This window comes from Streptomyces sp. Root1304, from assembly GCF_001426405.1.
Taxonomy (GTDB): domain Bacteria; phylum Actinomycetota; class Actinomycetes; order Streptomycetales; family Streptomycetaceae; genus Streptomyces.
In genome coordinates, this window is record NZ_LMEP01000012.1 from 1,242,217 (window position 1) to 1,258,853 (window position 16,637).

Here is a 16,637-nt window from a genome sequence, read left to right on the forward strand (position 1 = left end):
CCCCGCCGGCTCCGTCCTCCGGACACGCCCTACGCGCCGACGCGCACCACGATCTTCCCGACGTGCGTGTTCGACTCCATCAGCCGATGGGCGTCGGCGATCCGCTCCAGACCCTCGAAGGTCTCGGCGATCACCGGCGCCAGCGAGCCGTCGCGCAGCCCGGAGCCGATGTACCCGGCCGCGCGGCGGCGCCCCTCCGCCGTCCGGGCGAGCGCCCCGTTGGCGTACGTGTGCACCGTCTGCGGCCAGTTCGCCGAGAGGGCCACCGGGCGCGGGTCGAGCCAGCCGTACAGCACGGCCGTGCCACCGGGCCGCAGCGCGTCCCCGAGCCGGGCGAAGCCGGGCCCGCCGACCGGGTCGAACACCAGGTCCGCGCCCGCCCCGCCGGTGATCCGCCGCACCTCCCCGGTCAGGTCCTCGGAGTCCGTCACGACCACGTGCGGCGCCCCGAGATCCCGCAGCACCTTCCGCTTGCCCTCGCCCCGGGTGACGGCGATCGGCACCGCCCCGGCGCGCAGTGCGATCTGGACGGCGGCGGTCCCCACCCCGCTCGACGCCCCCGTGATCACCACGTGGTCGCCCGCGCCGAGTCCACCGGTCAGCACCATCCCGCCGTAGGCCGTGAAGTACGTCAGCCAGACCGCCGCCGCCGTCACCGCGTCCACCCCCTCGGGCCGGGCCACCAGGTACTCCTCCGGCAGCACCACCCGCTCCGCGTACACCCCGTGCGCCCCGAAGTCGAAGTTGGCCGCCGCCATCACCGGATCACCGGGGGCGTACGCGGTGACCCCCGCGCCGACCGCCTCGACGGTCCCCGCGGCCTCGTAGCCGAGCCGCGAACCCGGCAGCGTGGGCCGGTAGTAGTAGGTGCCCGCGCGGAACAGCGCCTCGGCGCGGTTGAGTCCGATCGCCTCCACCCGTACGAGCACCTCCCCGGGCCCCGGGTCCGGCAGCGGCACCTCCTCCACCGTCAGCACCTCGGGCCCGCCCAGCTCGTGGAAGAGAACCGCCCTGGTCGTCCCGCCTGTTGTCGTGTGCTTCGTCATGACATCGACCGTAGGAGTCCCCGACGAGACGATCCATGTCCCGGTGGCTCCCGAAGATGTCCGATCGTCTCGCCCGCGCCGACGAGGGGTGCGGTGCCGGATCCGGTGAGGAGTACGGTGCCGGGATGGACGTACTGAGCGATGCCGTCGCCGCCATGCGCACCGGGCGGCCCCACTCCTCCCGCACGGTCCGCTTCGCGCCCTGGGGCATCCGCTTCCCCGCGAGCAAGGGCGCCGGATTCCACGTCGTCCTCCAGGGCACCGCCTGGCTGCTGCCCCCGGACGACGCGGCCCCCGTCCGGCTCGGCCCCGGCGACGTCGTCCTCCTCGCCCACGGCACCGGCCACGGCCTCGCCGACCGGCCCGACACCCCGCTCGTCGACGCCCGCCCCGCCCCCGACGGCTCCTGGCCCACCCCGCCCGACCGGGGCCCGATCGGCGCGTCGGAGACCCTGCTGCTGTGCGGGGCCTACCAGCTCAGCCGCGCCCGCGCCCACCCCCTGCTCACCGAACTGCCGCCGTACGTCCACCTCCCCGCCCGGGTCGGCGCCCACCCCCGGCTGCGCGCCGCCGTCGACCTGCTCGGCGCCGAACTCGCCGAACCCCAGCCGGGATCCGACGCGGTCGTGCCCGCGCTGCTCGACACCCTGCTCCTCTACCTGCTGCGCACCTGGTGGCTCACCGAACGCGCCGACCGGTCCACCGGCTGGTCCGCCGCCCTCGCCGACCCGGTGGTCGCCGGGGCCCTCCGCGCCCTGCACGACGACCCCGCGCGGAGCTGGACGGTCGAGGAACTCGGCGCGCTCGGCGGCCTCTCCCGCGCCGCCTTCGCCCGCCGGTTCACCGGCCTGGTCGGCCGCTCACCCCTCGCGTACCTCACCTGGTGGCGGATGACCACGGCGGGCCGCCTGCTCCGCTCCGACGACCTCCCGCTCCGCACCGTCGCCCAACGCTCCGGCTACTCATCGGAGTTCGCCTTCGCCAAGGCCTTCAAGCGGGAGTACGGGGTGGCACCGGGGCAGTACCGCAGGAGCGCCTGAGGCCCCGGGCGCCACCGCGCCCTCGGCTCCCACGACCGCCGTCCCGCCTCCCCGACCCGCCCCCCGCAACCGCGCCCCGCCCTCCCGCGTCCTGAAGGGTCATGATCCGACTCGCCACCGCCGACGACCTCGACGCCATCGCCGCCCTCCACACCGAGGCCCGCGCCACCTACTACCGGGGGCACCGCCCCGACGCCGACTTCCTCGGTCCCGAGGAGGTCGGCCGCTCCCGGGCCGGCTGGGCCGCCGCCGTCGGCCGGGGGACCGTGCTCTGCGCGGTACGGGACGGCGAGGTCGCCGGCGTCGCCGCGTACGGGGAGCGCGAGGGGCTGATGCACCTCACCCAGCTGCACGTCCTGCCCGCCCGCTGGCGCGCCGGCGTCGGCGCCGAGCTGCACGCCGCCTGCGTCGGGATCTGGCGCGCCGCCGGGGTCACCACCGTCCGCCTGGAGGTCTTCGAGAAGAACGAACGGGCCCAGGCCTTCTACGCGGCCCAGGGCTGGACCCCCGACCCCGAGAACCCCCGCGACGGCGACCACGTCGTGCTCCGGCTCACACTCGGGCCCGAAACGGAATGATCCGGACCGGCGGGGGCGTTCCCCCGACGGACACCCCCACCGCCGAACCCCGGAGAGAAGTCACATGCGCGTCGAGATCTGGAGCGACATCGCCTGCCCCTGGTGCTACATCGGCAAGGCGCGCTTCGAGAAGGGGCTCGCGGCCTTCGCCCACCGCGACGACATCGAGGTCGTGCACCGCTCCTTCGAGCTCGACCCGAACAGCCCCAAGGGCGACCGGGCGCCCGTCCTGGAGATGCTGGCGAAGAAGTACGGCCGCACCCTCGACGAGGCCCGCGCCATGGAGGTGCACGTCGCCTCGAACGCGCACTCCGAGGGCCTCGGCTACCTGACCGACGGCCGCGACCACGGCAACACCTTCGACATCCACCGGCTGCTGCACCTCGCCAAGGAGCGCGGGCTGCAGAACGAGCTGCTCGACCTGGCCTACCGCGCCAACTTCGCCGAGGAGCGCTCCGTCTTCGACGCCGAGACCCTGGTGGCGCTCGGCGTCGAGGCCGGTCTCGACGAGACCGAGGTCCGGTCCGTCCTCGCCGACCCCTCCGCCTACGCCGAGGCCGTCCGCGAGGACGAGCGCGAGGCCGCCGAACTCGGCGCCAACGGCGTGCCGTTCTTCGTCCTCGACCGCCGCTACGGCATCTCCGGCGGCCAGCCCGCCGAGGTCTTCACCCAGGCCCTGGAGCAGGCCTGGCAGGGCCGGGTCCTCCAGCCCGTCGGCCAGGACGCGGAGGTCTGCGGCCCGGACGGCGCCTGCGCGGTCCCGCAGGCCTGACCTGCAGGGATAAGCGCGCCTTGGGTCTCCCCACGGTCGGATCGCCATTGACGGGTGATCGTGGGGAATCCAGGGTGGGCCCATGGAATCCCTTGACCAGCCGCTCGGCGGCGCCGAGTTCGCGCCCAAGAAGACCTATCTGAACACCTCGGCCTGCGGGCTGCTGCCCCGCAGGACCGTCGGGGCGGTCACCCTCCTCGCGCAGGAGACCGCCGACGGCCGGGCCGACGGCGCCGGGGACTTCGCGGTCGTCGAGGAGGCCCGCGCCGCCTTCGGCCGCCTCGTGGACGTCCCGCACGAGCGGGTCGCCGTCGGCAGCTCGGTCGCCGTGCACTGCGGGATGATCGCCCAGTCGATGCCCGCCGGGGCCGAGATCCTCTTCCCCGAGGGCGACTTCTCCTCGGTCATCACCCCGTTCACGATCCGCGGCGACCTCAAGACCCGGTTCGTGCCCCTGGAACAGCTCGCCGAGTCCGTCCGCCCCGAGACCGCGCTCGTCGCCTTCTCGGCCGTGCAGTCGGCGGACGGCCGTACGGCCGACCTCGCGGCGGTACGGGCCGCGGCGGCCGCCCACGGCGCCCGTACCCTCCTCGACGCCACACAGTCGGCGGGCTGGCTGCCGCTGCGCGCGGGGGAGTGGGACTACACGGTCGCCGGCGGCTACAAGTACCTGCTCTGCCCGCGCGGGGCGTCCTTCCTCACCGTCACCGAGGAGGCGCAGGACTCGCTGCTCGCGATCCACGCCAACTGGGTCACCGGCGAGGAGCTGTGGGTGAACAGCTACGGCCCGGTCCGCGAACTGGCCCGCTCCGCACGCCGTTTCGACGAGCCGGTGGGCTTCCTCTCGTACCACGGGGCGGCCCGCTCGCTCGCCCTCCTGGAGGAGATCGGCATCGAGCGGATCGAGGCCCACGACAAGGGGCTCGCGGCCCGCTTCCGCTCCGGGCTCCTCGCCCTCGGCCACGCGCCCGTCATGGACGACTCGACCGTCGTCGCCGTTCCGGGCCTGGGGGACCGCGCGGACGCGCTCCGCGAGGCCGGTGTCCTGCTCTCGGCCCGCGCGGGCAACCTGCGGGCCTCGTTCCACCTGTACAACACGGCCGCGGACGTGGACCGCGCCCTGGAGGTCCTGGCGGGCTGAGCCCCGTACCGGCCCCGCGGGTGTGCGTACGCGCGGGTGTACGGACGCGCCGGGGCGCCCGCGCTCCCGTCCCGTCAGCGGCCCGGCGGGCCCGGGGCCCCGTCAGCGGCGCGCCGGGCCCGTGCCCCGTCTCAGCCGCTGCCCGCCGAACCCGTGCCCCGTCTCAGCAGCGGTCCGGCGGGACCGGGCACTCGGCTCCCTCGCCCGCCTCCTCGCGCAGGTTGTCCGCCACCAGGCCGAGGAGCCGGGCCAGTTCGGTCCGGTCGGCCGGACCGAGGCCGTCGAGGGACAGCGCCTCCAGGTCCTTCCACACGCCCTCGACGCCGGCGCGCAGCGCCCGTCCCTCGTCCGTCGCCTCGACCAGGACCGCGCGGCGGTCGGCCGGGTCGGGGCCGCGGCGGACGTGACCGCACTGTTCGAGGCGCTGGAGCATCTTCGTCACCGTCGAGGCGTCGAGGCCCAGGGACTGGATCAGCTCGGACTGGCGGACCGGCCCGCAGTCCCAGAGCCGCATCATCATCATCTCCTGGCCCGGGTAGAGGCCGAGCTCCTTGAGCCGCCGCCCGGCGGAGATCCGGTGCATGCGGGCCACCGTCGCCAGGGCGATGCTGACGGGCCCGAAGCGGGCGGCCGACGGCGCTCCCTCCGGGCAGGCGGGCGACGCCGGCTCGGTACAGGCGGGGTCGGTTCCTGACATGCGGACTCCTCCGGACGGTTCTTGCCGCAATATTACCTTGGTCGGCCAATCAATGGGTTACAGTGACAACGGCCCGATTAGTTGGCCGACCACATATTTCTTGTGAGGGACAGCCGTGACCACTGCGTTCGACCCCATCGACCTCGCCGGAACCCGCCTGGCCAACCGCATCGCGATGGCCCCCATGACCCGCAGCCGCGCCAACGGCGAGGACGGCACGCCTCCCGCGATCGTCGCCGAGTACTACGCCCAGCGCGCCTCCGCCGGACTGATCATCAGCGAGGGCGTCCAGCCGGTCCCCGAGGGCCAGGGCTACCCCAACACCCCCGGGCTCCACAGCCGCGAGCAGATCGCCGCCTGGCGCGAGGTCACCGCCGCCGTCCACGAGCGCGGCGGCCGGATCTTCGCCCAGCTGATGCACTCCGGCCGGATCGGCCACCCCGACCTCCTCGACGGCGACCTCCACCCCGTTGCCCCCTCGCCCGTCGCCGCCGCCGGCCAGGTCTACACCCACGAGGGCCCCAAGGACTTCGTCACCCCGCGCGAGCTCACCTCCGACCAGGTGCGCGAGGCCGTCGCCGGCTTCGTCTCCGCCGCCCGCAACGCCGTCGAGGCCGGTTTCGACGGCGTCGAGATCCACGGTGCCAACGGCTACCTCATCCAGCAGTTCCTGGCCTCCGGCTCCAACCACCGCACCGACGAGTGGGGCGGACCGGTCGAGAACCGCATCCGCTTCGCCGTCGAGGTCGTGAAGGCCGTCGCCGCCGAGATCGGCCCCGAGCGCACCGGCCTGCGGATCTCCCCGGCCAACACCCTCAACGACATCAGCGAGACCGACACCGAGGAGATCTACGTCCAGCTCCTCACCGCGATCGAGCCCGTCGGCATCGCCTACCTCCACGTCCTGGAGACCGGCCCGGAGCGCCGCCCGCTCGTCCTCGACCTGCGCAAGCGGTTCGCCGGCACCTTCATCCTCAACCCGTCCACCGGCGCCGACCCGACCGGCGCCGAGTCCCTGGCCCTGATCGAGGACGGCACCACCGACCTCGTCGCCTACGGCAGGCTCTTCATCTCCAACCCCGACCTGCCCGCCCGCCTGGCCGCCGACGGCCCCTTCGCCACCCCGAACCCCGCAAACATGTACGCGGGCGGCGCCGAGGGCTACATCGACTACCCGGCGCTGTAGTCCGGGCCACCCCGGTACGGAGGAGGGGCGGGGGTCCGGACCACCGGACCCCCCTCCTACCAGGCCTCGGTGACGGCCCGGCGGGCCCCCTCCAGGTCCACCGTCCGGCCCGTCTCGCCGAGCGCCGCGCCCAGCGCCGCCAGCGAGGACTGCACGGCGCCCGGAGTCGCGTCCACCCCGTAGTGGTTGACCCGGATCATCTCCTTGGCCAGCGCCCCGCCGCCCGCGATCAGCGGCAGCGACGGATCGGCGGAGAGCGCCTTCGCGACCAGCTCCGAGGCGTCCACCCCGGCCGGCGCGCGCAGCGTCGTCGCCACCGGAGCCGCGTCCCTCGCCTCGTACACGTACGGCTCCAGACCGCCGCCCAGGGCCAGCGCACCCGCCCGGGTCGCCGCCGCCGCCGAGGCGTGCCGCGCCATCAGGGCGTCCAGACCCTCCGCCTCGATCCGCTCCACACAGGCCTCCAGGGCCAGCATCTCCAGCTGCGCGGGCGCGTGCAGCAGCGCCTTGCGGCCGCCGTCGATCCAGCGCTCCTTCCAGTCCAGGAGGGAGAGGTACGAGCGGCGCGGCGCGGCCGGGTTGGCCGCGAACCGCTCCCAGGCGCGGGCGCTCACCGACACCGCCGACACCCCCGCGGGGCCGCCCATCGCCTTCTGCGCGCCGATGATGCACATGTCCACGCCCCAGGCGTCCGGCAGCACCGGCTCCGCGCCGATCGAGGCCACCGCGTCCAGGTAGAACAGCGCGCCGTGCGCCCGGACGACCTCACCGATCTCCGCCACCGGGTTGGTGTTGCCGGTCGCCGCCTCCGCGTGCACCAGCGACACGAAGTCGATCTCCGGGTGCGCGGCGAGCGCCTGCTCCACCTGGGCGGCCGTCACCGCGGTGTGGAAGGGCACCTCCAGGTCGACCACGGTCGCGCCGCAGTCCCGCAGCCAGTTGCCGAAGGTCTGCCCGTACGGTCCCGTGACCACGTTCAGCGCGGTCGAACCCGCCCGCGCCCCACTGCGGATGCACCCCTCCAGGGGAAGCAGCGCCTCGCCCTGGGTGATCACCACGTCCTGCTCCGTGGAGAGCAGCGCGGCCACCCGCCGCTCGATCGACGCGAAATGCGCGGCGGTCAGCGGGGCCAGGTCCAGGAGCGGATGTGTCACGGTCACGGCGGTGCCTTCTTCGACTCGGTGCGGTGCGGGCGGAACTCCGGATCAGAGTACCGACGCACCCCCGCCCACCCCTTGGCCCACCTGTACAAAAGGGATCTTCGTTCCCGTACAACCGTCATGGGACAACAGGTGTCCAACAGGGCGACGGACCGGGCTCGGGCCCCGTCCGGCGCACCCCCGCAGCCGCCCGGAACCCTCCGACACCAGGAGCCGCTCCATGCGCAAGCACCGTTCCGCAGCCCTCGCCGCGGCGACCCTCCTCCTTCTCACCGGCGCCGGGATCGCGACCGCGCCCGCCGCCTGGGCCGGGGTGCCCGGCAGCACCCGCGCCGACGACCGCAACTGCGACTTCGACGGCGACGGCTTCGACGACGTCCTCGTCGGCGCGCCCGGCGCCGCCGTCGGCGGACAGCGGGGCGCGGGCCTCGTCACCGTCCAGTACGGCTCACCGCACGGCATCGACACCCGGGCCGCCACGCTCATCAGCCAGAACACCTCCGGCGTGCCCGGCGGCTCCGAGGCGGGCGACTCCTTCGGCGCCGCCGTCGCCACCGGCGACCTCGACGGCGACGGCTACGACGACGCGGTCATCGGCGCCCCCGGCGAGGACATCGGCACCCGTGCCGACGTCGGCGGCGTGATCGTGCTGTGGGGCTCCCCGCACGGACTCGTCGGCACCGACAGCGTCTGGCTCGACAGTCTCCTCGGCCCGGTGGCCGGCGCCCGCTTCGGCTCCGCCCTCGGCGCCGCCCGGTTCACCGCCGAGACCCCGGGCGACCAGCTCGTCGTCCTCGACCGCGGGGCGGCGGAGCGGCACCTCTTCGGCTCCGTGCCCCAGCCCGGCGAACCCCGCGTCGCCACCGACCCCCGTTGGCGCCGTGCCGTGCCCCTGGACCGCTCCGCCGTCGGGCGGAGCGGCACGCGCGGCGCCGCCGACGAGCCCGCACCGCCGCTCCGCGACCTCGTCGCCACCTCCGTCACCACCGGCGACTACGACCGGAACGGCTTCGCGGACCTGGTGATCAGCGGGCTCTCCACCGGGGCCGAACCCGGTCACGGCTGGTCCTGGTACCTCGCCGGAGGCACCGAGTACCTCAGCTACGAGCGCGACCTGCGCGGCGGCCCGGTCGCCGCCTCCGGGGACATCGACGGCGACGGCTACGACGACCTCGTCACCGGGGAGCCGTACAGCCCCGACGACGGCGGCGGCGAGACGATGACCGGCGGGCTCGTCGGCGTCTACCGGGGGAGCCCCGACGGGCCGGCCGGTGCCACCGGCGTCGGCACTCCGCCGCAGTGGTGGAACCAGAACTCGCCCGGCGTGCCCGGCGCCTCCGAGCGCGGCGACGGCTGGGGCGCCGACCTCTCGCTCGGCGACACGAACGGCGACGGGTACGCCGACCTCGCGGTCGGGGCCCCCGGCGAGGACAACGGCACGATCGCCGATGCCGGCATGGTCACCCTCCTGCGCGGCACGGCCCGGGGCCTGACCGGCACCGGCTCCGCCTCCTGGACGCAGAACTCGCCGTCCGTGCCCGGCGCGGTGGAGAAGGGCGACAGGTTCGGCGGCCAGGTCCGGCTGGTCGACCCCAACGCGGACGGCCGCTTCGGCCTGCTCACCGCCGCCCCCGGCGAGGACACCGCCGACGGCTGCGTCTGGGTCTTCTCGGCGGGTACGGGCGGCCTCACCGCCACCGGCTCGTGGACCGTGAACGCCGGCACCTTCGGCGGCCCGGCCCCCGACGCCCGCTACGGGGCCGCGATCGACGAGTGACCACCCCCGATCGGGGGTCCCGGCCCGGCACCCGCCCTCGTACAGTGCAGACATGAGCGATCACACGGTGCTGCACGTGAAGGGGCGGGTGCTCGTCGGCCCCGAGGACGTACGGGACGAGCTGTGGTGCGTCGACGGGCGGATCACCTTCGACCGGCCCGCCGCCGAGGCGGTCACCGTCGAGGGCTGGGTGCTGCCCGGACTCGTCGACGCCCACTGCCACGTCGGCCTCGACCGGCACGGCCCCGTCGACGAGACCACCAGCGAGAAGCAGGCCCTCACCGACCGGGACGCGGGCACGCTGCTCATCCGCGACGCGGGCTCGCCGTCCGACACCCGCTGGATCGACGACCGCGAGGACCTGCCGAAGATCATCAGGGCCGGCCGGCACATCGCCCGTACCCGCCGCTACATCCGCAACTACGCCCATGAGATCGAGCCCGCCGACCTCGTCGCGTACGTCGGCCGCGAGGCGCGGCGCGGCGACGGCTGGGTCAAGCTCGTCGGCGACTGGATCGACCGCGAGGCGGGCGACCTCACCGCCTGCTGGCCGCGCGCCGAGGTCGAGGCGGCCATCGCGGAGGCGCACCGGCTCGGCGCCCGCGTCACCGCGCACTGCTTCGCGGAGGACTCGCTCCGCGACCTCGTCGAGGCGGGGATCGACTGCGTCGAGCACGCCACCGGCCTCACCGAGGACACGATCCCGCTCTTCGCCGAGCGGGGCGTCGCCATCGTCCCCACCCTCGTGAACATCGGGACCTTCCCGCACCTCGCCGACGGCGGCGAGGAGAAGTTCCCCCGCTGGTCGGCGCACATGCGCAGGCTGCACGAGCGGCGGTACGACACCGTCCGCGCCGCCTTCGACGCGGGCGTCCCCGTCTTCGTCGGCACCGACGCGGGCGGCTCCCTCGCCCACGGGCTCGTTGCGGAGGAGGTCGAGGAGCTGACCCGGGCGGGCATCCCACCGCTGGACGCGCTCGCGGCCACCGCGTGGGGGGCCAGGGCCTGGCTCGGCCGCCCCTCCCTGGAGGAGGGCGCCCCGGCCGACCTCGTCGTCTACGGCGAGGACCCGCGCGCGGACGTCCGCGCGCTCGCGGCGCCACGCCGGGTCGTCGTCAACGGGCGGGTGGTGGGCTAGGGCCTGTCGTCACACTCCTGTCGTTGCCCGAAGGGGGGCGGACGGGAGTTTGACGACAGGCCCTAGCTCGCGTCCGGAGGACAGCGCCGCCCGCGGGCCGGTCGGGGCTTTCCGGACACGGCCCGGGGATCGCCCTGGTGGTCCCCGTCCTCCCGGCTCAGCGGCGGGTCAGGAAGGCGAGTCGTGCCCGCTTCTCCGGGATGAAGACCTCCGGCAGGTCCACCTCCGGCAGCACGACTTCAGGGCCCGCCTCGAACCCGGCCCGCAGCATGCGGGCGACCGCCTTCTCGTTGGCGGCGTCCGGATCGACCACGATCCGGCTGTGGTCCCGCAGCGAGAAGGCGATCAGCGCCGAGAGCAGCCGGCCGGTGTAGCCGGGCCGGGGGGCCGCGCCCGGGGCGATCAGCAGATGTACGCCGATGTCCCCGGGCAGCACCTCGTAGCACTCGCCGACCCGGTCGGCGGCGGGGTCGTACGTCTGGAAGACGGCCGCGGGCTCCCCGTCCAGGCTCACCAGGAAGCCGTGGTGGGTGGTGAGCGAGTCGAGGTGCGCGTAGACGTCCCTGACCTGCTCGACGGTGGTCCCGAGCATGCCCCAGAAGCGGGAGCGCTCCTCGTTGACCCAGCCGTGCAGCAGGGGGGCGTCCCGGTCGGGCTCGACCGGCCGGACCGTGACGGTGCCGAGTTCCTCGACGTGGTGGACGTAGACGGCGGTGGTCATCCCTGCTCCTTGGTGAGGTACTGCCAGTCGGTGGTGACGGGGGCGAGTTCGCCCCGCAGCCACAGGGGGAGTTGGTCGAGGTGGTGCGGGTCGCCGGGCACGCCGGACGCGCCGAACGGCACGATCCAGCGGCTCCGCTCGCGGTCGGCGAGGTCCCAGACGTACCGGGCGGCCGAGGCGCGGGCGCTGCGGTCGGTCCAGCCGGGCACGCTGGACGTGGAGAGCACGCAGTCGTGGTCCCCGCCGAGGCCCGGCCACCGCGCGTCGTCGGGGTCGGGCAGCGCCTGCCAGGGCGCGAGCCGGTGCGTCACACCCCAGGCGGCGGGCGGCTCGCCCGCCGCGACCTCGTCGAGCGCCCCGCGCACGATCCGGTCGACGTCGGCGGCGGGCACGGGCCCGGCCACGAGCAGCGTCTCCAGGGCGAAGGCGACGCGCGGCCCGAGCGCCAGCCAGGGCCGGAACAGGGCCGGGTACGGGGCGGGTTCGCGCAGCGCCGCGAAGGCCTCGTGCCCGGCGAGCCGGCGCACCACCGCCCCGCGCACGGCGGCGTAGAGACCGGCGTCGGTGCTCTCCGCGTCCATCCGCCGGTCCCAGGCGAGCAGCCGGTCCCGTACGGCGGAGGCGGCGGGGGAGAGGTCCGTCGCCCGCTCCGCGGCGGCGAGGAGCGGGGCCGCCGAGGGGTTGTCGGTGTCGGTGTGGACGGCGGCCGTGGACTCGGGGGTCCACTCGGCCGAGGCGCCGAGCAGCGCGTCGATCCGGTCCGCCCGGTGCGGCGGCGCGAACTCGACGCCGAGCGGTGCGGCCAGGCCCCGGGCGTTCGCCATCACGGCGTGGCCGTCGACGTCGGCGCGGGGCAGCGGCGCGGGGGCGTCCTCCCAGGCGTGCGCCGGGTCCCAGGCGGGCACGAGACGCAGGGAGTTGGTCCGGTGCCGTACGGGTACGTGCCCGGCGACCCGGTGCAGCAGACCGCCCCGGGTGTCGGCGGCCTGGACGACGTTCACCGGCTCGACCCAGTGGTCGAGCGCGGCGTCCACGTCGCCGACGGTCCGGGCGCGGAGCAGCGCGGGCAGCACGCCGAATCCGAGCGAGCCGGTGACGCGGGGCGGGTACCGGAGACTGACGGCCTCAAGGACGGGGGAGGGGACGCCGCCGCCCGAGACAGCCGCCGGACCGCCGTCGGCCCCGTCTCCGTAAGCGTCCTCGGACCTGTCCCCGGACCCGGGCCTGTCCCCGTTCCCGGGCCTGTCCCCGGACCCGGGCCTGTCCCCGGACTCGGGCCTGTCCCCGGACTCGGACCCGGACCTGTCCCCGGACCCCGGCGCACCCCCGCCGTCGCCCTCGGCCCCGCCGATGATCACCGGCCCCCGGTCGGTCTCCACCACCTCGATCACCACCGGCTCCCCGCCCGCGACCTCGATCGTCTCCGTGTGGGCCGTCGCCGGGCGCCAGCCCTCGGGGCCGTACGCCTCCACCCCGCCGTCCGGGCGCCGCCGCAGCCGCTCCCGGTACAGGTCCTGGTAGTCCGCCATCGCGTTGGTGATGGCCCAGGCCACCGGGCCGGTGTGGCCGAAGTGGGCGAGTCCGGGGACGCCGGGCACGGCGAGGCCCACCACGTCGTACGCGGGGCAGGCGAGACGGATCTGCTGGTAGACGCCCGGCGCCTCGATGAACCGGTGCGGGTCCCCGGCGACCAGCGCCGCCCCGCTCGCGGTCCGCCCGCCGGCGACCACCCAGCCGTTGGAGCCCGCGGTGCCGGGTCCGTCGGTCGCGAAGAGCCCGGTCCACTCCTCGCCCAGCCGCCGGGCGACCTCCTCGCGCCACAGCTTGGTGGGGAAGCCGGCGAACAGGATGTGCGTGGACAGCCAGACGGCGAGCGGCGTCCACGGCTCCCACCGCCCGGCCGCGAGGCCGACCGCGGCGAACTCGGGTGCGCGCCGCGCCCCTTCCGCCAGCCCGTCGTTGACCCCGGCCACGTACGCGCGGACCCACGCGGCCGTGGCGGCGTCCTCGCGGGCGAGCCGCTCGAAGCAGCGGCGGGCGGTGTCGGCGAGCCGGGACCGGCGGGCGAAGACGTCCCAGTCCAGCTCGGCGGCGCCGAGGAACGCGGCCGAGGTGCCCTGGGCCCGGTGCCGCTCGACCTCCAGCTGCCACGCCCGGTCGTGGGCGGTCACCCGGCCCTGGGCGAAGGCGAGTTCGTCCGGGTCCGCGGCGCGCAGATGGGGGACGCCCCAGGCGTCCCGGTAGACCTCGATGCTCACGGAGACCCCGATCCCGTCCGTATCGTTCGTGAATTCTTAGGTTAGGCTGGCCTAAGTAAATCTACAGGAGTCCGGGGAGGGGTTCGCGGCGGGGCGCCGACGCGCCGGGTTGACGATCCGTTACTTCGCCTGGGAGTGGATCGTTCTCACCTCTCCCATGGATACCCGCGCGTGCGAAAGACGCGGGGCGGCCGGGAACGGTTGTGTCTAAAAAAATCGAAAATGAACACGGAAACCCCACTTTGGAGTGAACTCACGTCAGGCGACTGTCGGTTCACTCTCCGTGCGTAAAGATTCCGGTGTCTCAAGTCGCCGAGGCCGCGCCGACCCACCGTCCCCGTGGTGAGCGGCCGGCGACGCCATGTCTCCTGTGGGGGTTCCACCATCTTGAACAGCAACACCTTCCGCATGCCCGTACGCCGTACCGCCACCGCCGCGACCGTCGCCGCCCTGACCGTCGGCCCCGTCCTCCTCGCGGCCCCGGCGGCGCAGGCCACGGGCGGCGAAGGGCGCGCCACCGCCGTCGTCCTGCGGACCGGCCTCGACGTCTCCCTCCTCGGCAAGACGGTCCAGGTGCCGCTGCGGGCCTCCCTCAACGAGGTCGAGGCGCCGAAGACCGAGAGCGAGACCGCGCTCACCGTGAAGGTGCAGGGGGCCGAGGAGGGGAAGCCGATCGACGTCCTCGCCGCCGACGTCGCCACCTCGAAGGCCACCGTGGACGAGGAGAAGGCCGAGGGGTACGTGAACCTCGTCAAGGCGCGGGTGCACGTACCCGGAATCCCGCTGCTCTCCCTCATCGAGATCGAGAAGGTCACCTCCAAGGCGCTGTGCGAGACCGGGAAGAAGCCCGTCGCCACCTCCAACGTCCTCGGTCACGTGACCGTCTTCGGCAAGAAGACCACCCTCTCCGCGGGCGGCCGGACCCAGGTCACCGTGCCCGGCATCGGCCAGGTCGCCCTGGACCTCTCCCGCACCTCCACCACCGCCCGTACGGCCGCCGCGACCGCCCTCGAACTCAAGGTGGACGTCAACCCGGCGAACCTCGGCGTGGCGGAGGTCCACGGCACCGTCACCCTCGCCGAGGCGACCTGCGAGACGCCCAAGGGCACCGCCCCGATCGAGCGGCCCACGGAGCGGCCCACCGAGCAGCCGACCGGGCAGCCCACGGAGCAGCCCAGCGAACGGCCCTCCGAGCAGCCCACGCAGCAGCCCTCGGCCCGGCCGAGCGAGGCCGGCGGCATCACGACCAACAACGGCGGCACCACGCCCACCGAGAACCTCGCCGAGACCGGCGGCAGCTCCACCACCCCGTACATCGCGGGCGGTGCGCTCGCCCTGCTCGTCGCGGGCGGCGGCGCCCTCGCGCTGACCCGCTCGCGCGCCCGCTCCCGGGGCTGACGGCCCGAGGGGGACGCGCCGGGGGGCGCCGGAGGGGAAACACGGGTCCGGGGAGGGCGGCGGTGACGACGCCGCCCTCCCCGGACCCGCACGCGTTCCCGAAGCGGCCGACCGGCCACGGGCCACCGCGGACCGGCGGCCCGTCAGCAGGTCATCGGCCGCCGATCAGGAGTGCCTGGTCGAGCGCCTGGAGGAACCGGTTCGTCGTCACCCGGTCCCGGACCGCCAGCCGCAGCCAGTTCCGGTCGAGCCCCGGGAAGGTGTCGCCCCGGCGGACCGCGAAGCCCAGCGACCGCAGCCGCTCACGCACCGTGTCCGCCCCGTCGGTCCGGAGCAGCACGAAGGGGCCTTCCGCCCCCGCCACCGTCCGCACCTCGTCGAACTCCGCCAGACCGGCCAGCAGATGGGCCCGCTCCACACCGATCCGGTGCGCCGCGTGCTCCGCCTCCGCCAGCGCCCCGCGCGACATGCAGGCCTCCGCCGCCACCAGGGCGGGCGTCGACACCGGCCACAGCGGCTGCGTCCGCTCCAGGGCCGCGACCGTCTCCGGCTCGGCCAGCACGTACCCGATCCGCAGCCCGGCGAGCCCCCACGTCTTGGTGAGGCTGCGCAGCACCACGAGCCCCGGCACGTCGGTCCGCCCGGCCAGCGACTCGCGCTCGCCCGGCACCGCGTCCATGAAGGCCTCGTCGACCACCAGGATCCGGCCGGGACGGGCCAGCGCGGCGATCGAGGCGGCGGGATGCAGCACGGAGGTCGGGTTCGTGGGGTTCCCGATCACCACCAGGTCCGCGTCCTCGGGGACCGCCGACGGATCCAGCCGGAACCCGTCCTCCTCGCGCAGCAGCACCCGGCCCACCTCGTGCCCGGCGTCGCGCAGCGCCGCCTCCGGCTCGGTGAACTGCGGATGCACCACGACGGGTCTGCGCACCGGCAGCGCCCGCGCGAGCAGGACGAAGGCCTCCGCCGCGCCCGCCGTGAGCAGCACCCGGTTCGGCGGCAGGTCGTGGCGCTCGGCGACGGCCGCCCGCGCGGCCCGGCCGTCGGGGTAGGCCGCGAGCCCCGTGAGGGAGGCGGCGATGCGCTCGCGCAGCCAGTCCGGCGGGGTGTTCGTCCGGACGTTCACCGCCAGATCGATGAGCTTCTCGTCCCGGACCTCGGCGTCACCGTGGTGCCGCAGGTCGTGTGTGTCGCTGTCCGTGTAGGTGTCCATGGCCGCCGTCGTGTGGGGGGTGGGGATGGAGGGGGGTGAGCCGGGCTCGCCAGCGATGTACCCGTGAGCCAGGGGCAACAACCGTACGTCCGGGGCAGCTTCGTTCGGTAGGACCGGGACGAAACCGGCGAGAGCGCACGTTGCGCGCGGAGATTTCCGTTTCGGTACGAGCAGGACACCGCCGGCCCCCGGACCTCCCTCGCCCGCCGCGAGCAGCGCCGCCGCCTCCGCCACCGACGGGGTGCCCGTCGCGGCCAGCGGCAGCGCCGAAGGATGCGGTACGCGGACGGCCGCCAGCTCCCCGGCCGTGTACCCCCGCACCGGCACACCGAGCGCCGCCGCCGCCCCCGCGACCCCCGGCTCGGCCGCCCGGGCGTCGAGCGTGCCGAGCGAGCGGACGTGCGCCCGCGTCAGCCCCGCCTCCCGCAGCACCGCCCCGACCAGCTCCAGCACCTCGTCCACCGGGACCCCCGGCCGTGCGCCCACGCCGAGGTGCGCGTACGGCACCCCAT

14 protein-coding genes are annotated in these 16,637 nt (G+C 75.0%); 8 read left to right on the forward strand and 6 right to left on the reverse strand.

Annotation, left to right across the window (positions count from 1 at the left end; translation table 11 throughout):
• Window positions 1–29 precede the first annotated feature (29 nt).
• Window positions 30–1,046: a zinc-dependent alcohol dehydrogenase family protein gene (locus ASD33_RS18415; protein WP_056561153.1), complete on the reverse strand. Its 1,017-nt coding sequence runs from the start codon at window positions 1,044–1,046 to the stop codon at window positions 30–32.
• Between the two features lie 125 nt (window positions 1,047–1,171).
• Here ASD33_RS18415 and ASD33_RS18420 point away from each other — a divergent pair, with 125 nt between their 5' ends.
• The 4 genes from ASD33_RS18420 (at window position 1,172) to ASD33_RS18435 (ending at window position 4,577) form a co-directional block, all read left to right on the forward strand.
• A complete protein-coding gene (locus tag ASD33_RS18420; protein WP_056561602.1) occupies window positions 1,172–2,086 on the forward strand; it encodes an AraC family transcriptional regulator in 915 nt (304 codons plus the stop codon).
• Between the two features lie 101 nt (window positions 2,087–2,187).
• Window positions 2,188–2,664 (forward strand): GNAT family N-acetyltransferase, encoded by a 477-nt coding sequence (locus ASD33_RS18425; protein ID WP_056561156.1) that lies wholly within the window; start codon window positions 2,188–2,190, stop codon window positions 2,662–2,664.
• Window positions 2,665–2,728: 64 nt separating this feature from the next.
• Complete coding sequence (locus tag ASD33_RS18430) at window positions 2,729–3,436, forward strand: DsbA family oxidoreductase (protein WP_056561159.1); 708 nt, start codon at window positions 2,729–2,731, stop codon at window positions 3,434–3,436.
• A gap of 82 nt (window positions 3,437–3,518) precedes the next feature.
• Window positions 3,519–4,577, forward strand: a complete 1,059-nt coding sequence (locus tag ASD33_RS18435) for an aminotransferase class V-fold PLP-dependent enzyme (RefSeq protein ID WP_056561162.1) — start codon at window positions 3,519–3,521, stop codon at window positions 4,575–4,577.
• A 163-nt stretch (window positions 4,578–4,740) separates the two neighbouring features.
• Here the strand turns inward: ASD33_RS18435 and ASD33_RS18440 are convergent, their stop codons facing one another.
• Window positions 4,741–5,274: a MarR family winged helix-turn-helix transcriptional regulator gene (locus ASD33_RS18440; protein ID WP_056561165.1), complete on the reverse strand. Its 534-nt coding sequence runs from the start codon at window positions 5,272–5,274 to the stop codon at window positions 4,741–4,743.
• Between the two features lie 115 nt (window positions 5,275–5,389).
• On the opposite strand from ASD33_RS18440, the gene ASD33_RS18445 reads away from it, so the two are divergent.
• The gene (locus ASD33_RS18445; protein WP_056561167.1) at window positions 5,390–6,460 is read left to right on the forward strand and encodes an alkene reductase; all 1,071 of its coding nucleotides are present in this window, start codon (window positions 5,390–5,392) and stop codon (window positions 6,458–6,460) included.
• Between the two features lie 56 nt (window positions 6,461–6,516).
• On the opposite strand, the gene ASD33_RS18450 is transcribed toward ASD33_RS18445, so the two are convergent.
• Window positions 6,517–7,614, reverse strand: a complete 1,098-nt coding sequence (locus ASD33_RS18450; protein WP_056561604.1) for an aminotransferase class V-fold PLP-dependent enzyme — start codon at window positions 7,612–7,614, stop codon at window positions 6,517–6,519.
• Window positions 7,615–7,840: 226 nt separating this feature from the next.
• Here ASD33_RS18450 and ASD33_RS18455 point away from each other — a divergent pair, with 226 nt between their 5' ends.
• Both ASD33_RS18455 and ASD33_RS18460 read left to right on the forward strand, forming a co-directional pair.
• Complete coding sequence (locus tag ASD33_RS18455) at window positions 7,841–9,397, forward strand: FG-GAP repeat protein (RefSeq protein WP_056561169.1); 1,557 nt, start codon at window positions 7,841–7,843, stop codon at window positions 9,395–9,397.
• 52 nt (window positions 9,398–9,449) lie between these two features.
• Window positions 9,450–10,535 carry an amidohydrolase family protein gene (locus ASD33_RS18460; RefSeq protein WP_056561171.1) on the forward strand — a complete coding sequence of 362 codons (1,086 nt, stop codon included), beginning with the start codon at window positions 9,450–9,452 and terminating at the stop codon, window positions 10,533–10,535.
• A gap of 157 nt (window positions 10,536–10,692) precedes the next feature.
• On the opposite strand, the gene ASD33_RS18465 is transcribed toward ASD33_RS18460, so the two are convergent.
• Both ASD33_RS18465 and ASD33_RS18470 read right to left on the reverse strand, forming a co-directional pair.
• Entirely contained in the window at window positions 10,693–11,256 is a 564-nt protein-coding gene (locus ASD33_RS18465) for a GNAT family N-acetyltransferase (RefSeq protein WP_056561173.1), read from the reverse strand.
• Window positions 11,253–13,514 carry a penicillin acylase family protein gene (locus ASD33_RS18470; RefSeq protein ID WP_056561175.1) on the reverse strand — a complete coding sequence of 754 codons (2,262 nt, stop codon included), beginning with the start codon at window positions 13,512–13,514 and terminating at the stop codon, window positions 11,253–11,255. Before ASD33_RS18470 ends, ASD33_RS18465 begins: the two co-directional genes overlap by 4 nt.
• A gap of 387 nt (window positions 13,515–13,901) precedes the next feature.
• On the opposite strand from ASD33_RS18470, the gene ASD33_RS18475 reads away from it, so the two are divergent.
• Window positions 13,902–14,912, forward strand: a complete 1,011-nt coding sequence (locus ASD33_RS18475) for an SCO1860 family LAETG-anchored protein (protein WP_056561177.1) — start codon at window positions 13,902–13,904, stop codon at window positions 14,910–14,912.
• 151 nt (window positions 14,913–15,063) lie between these two features.
• Here ASD33_RS18475 and cobC read toward each other — a convergent pair whose 3' ends face one another.
• On the reverse strand, window positions 15,064–16,632 hold the full coding sequence (gene cobC / locus ASD33_RS18480; protein ID WP_079044837.1) for an Rv2231c family pyridoxal phosphate-dependent protein CobC: 1,569 nt from the start codon (window positions 16,630–16,632) through the stop codon (window positions 15,064–15,066).
• Between the last annotated feature and the right edge of the window lie 5 nt (window positions 16,633–16,637).

Bases quoted from the DNA above. Each gene is read 5' to 3' on its own strand.
- ASD33_RS18415 (WP_056561153.1), bottom strand. From the start codon at position 1,046: ATGACGAAGCACACGACAACAGGCGGGACGACCAGGGCGGTTCTCTTC.
- ASD33_RS18420 (WP_056561602.1), top strand. From the start codon at position 1,172: ATGGACGTACTGAGCGATGCCGTCGCCGCCATGCGCACCGGGCGGCCC.
- ASD33_RS18425 (WP_056561156.1), top strand. From the start codon at position 2,188: ATGATCCGACTCGCCACCGCCGACGACCTCGACGCCATCGCCGCCCTC.
- ASD33_RS18430 (WP_056561159.1), top strand. From the start codon at position 2,729: ATGCGCGTCGAGATCTGGAGCGACATCGCCTGCCCCTGGTGCTACATC.
- ASD33_RS18435 (WP_056561162.1), top strand. From the start codon at position 3,519: ATGGAATCCCTTGACCAGCCGCTCGGCGGCGCCGAGTTCGCGCCCAAG.
- ASD33_RS18440 (WP_056561165.1), bottom strand. From the start codon at position 5,274: ATGTCAGGAACCGACCCCGCCTGTACCGAGCCGGCGTCGCCCGCCTGC.
- ASD33_RS18455 (WP_056561169.1), top strand. From the start codon at position 7,841: ATGCGCAAGCACCGTTCCGCAGCCCTCGCCGCGGCGACCCTCCTCCTT.
- ASD33_RS18460 (WP_056561171.1), top strand. From the start codon at position 9,450: ATGAGCGATCACACGGTGCTGCACGTGAAGGGGCGGGTGCTCGTCGGC.
- ASD33_RS18465 (WP_056561173.1), bottom strand. From the start codon at position 11,256: ATGACCACCGCCGTCTACGTCCACCACGTCGAGGAACTCGGCACCGTC.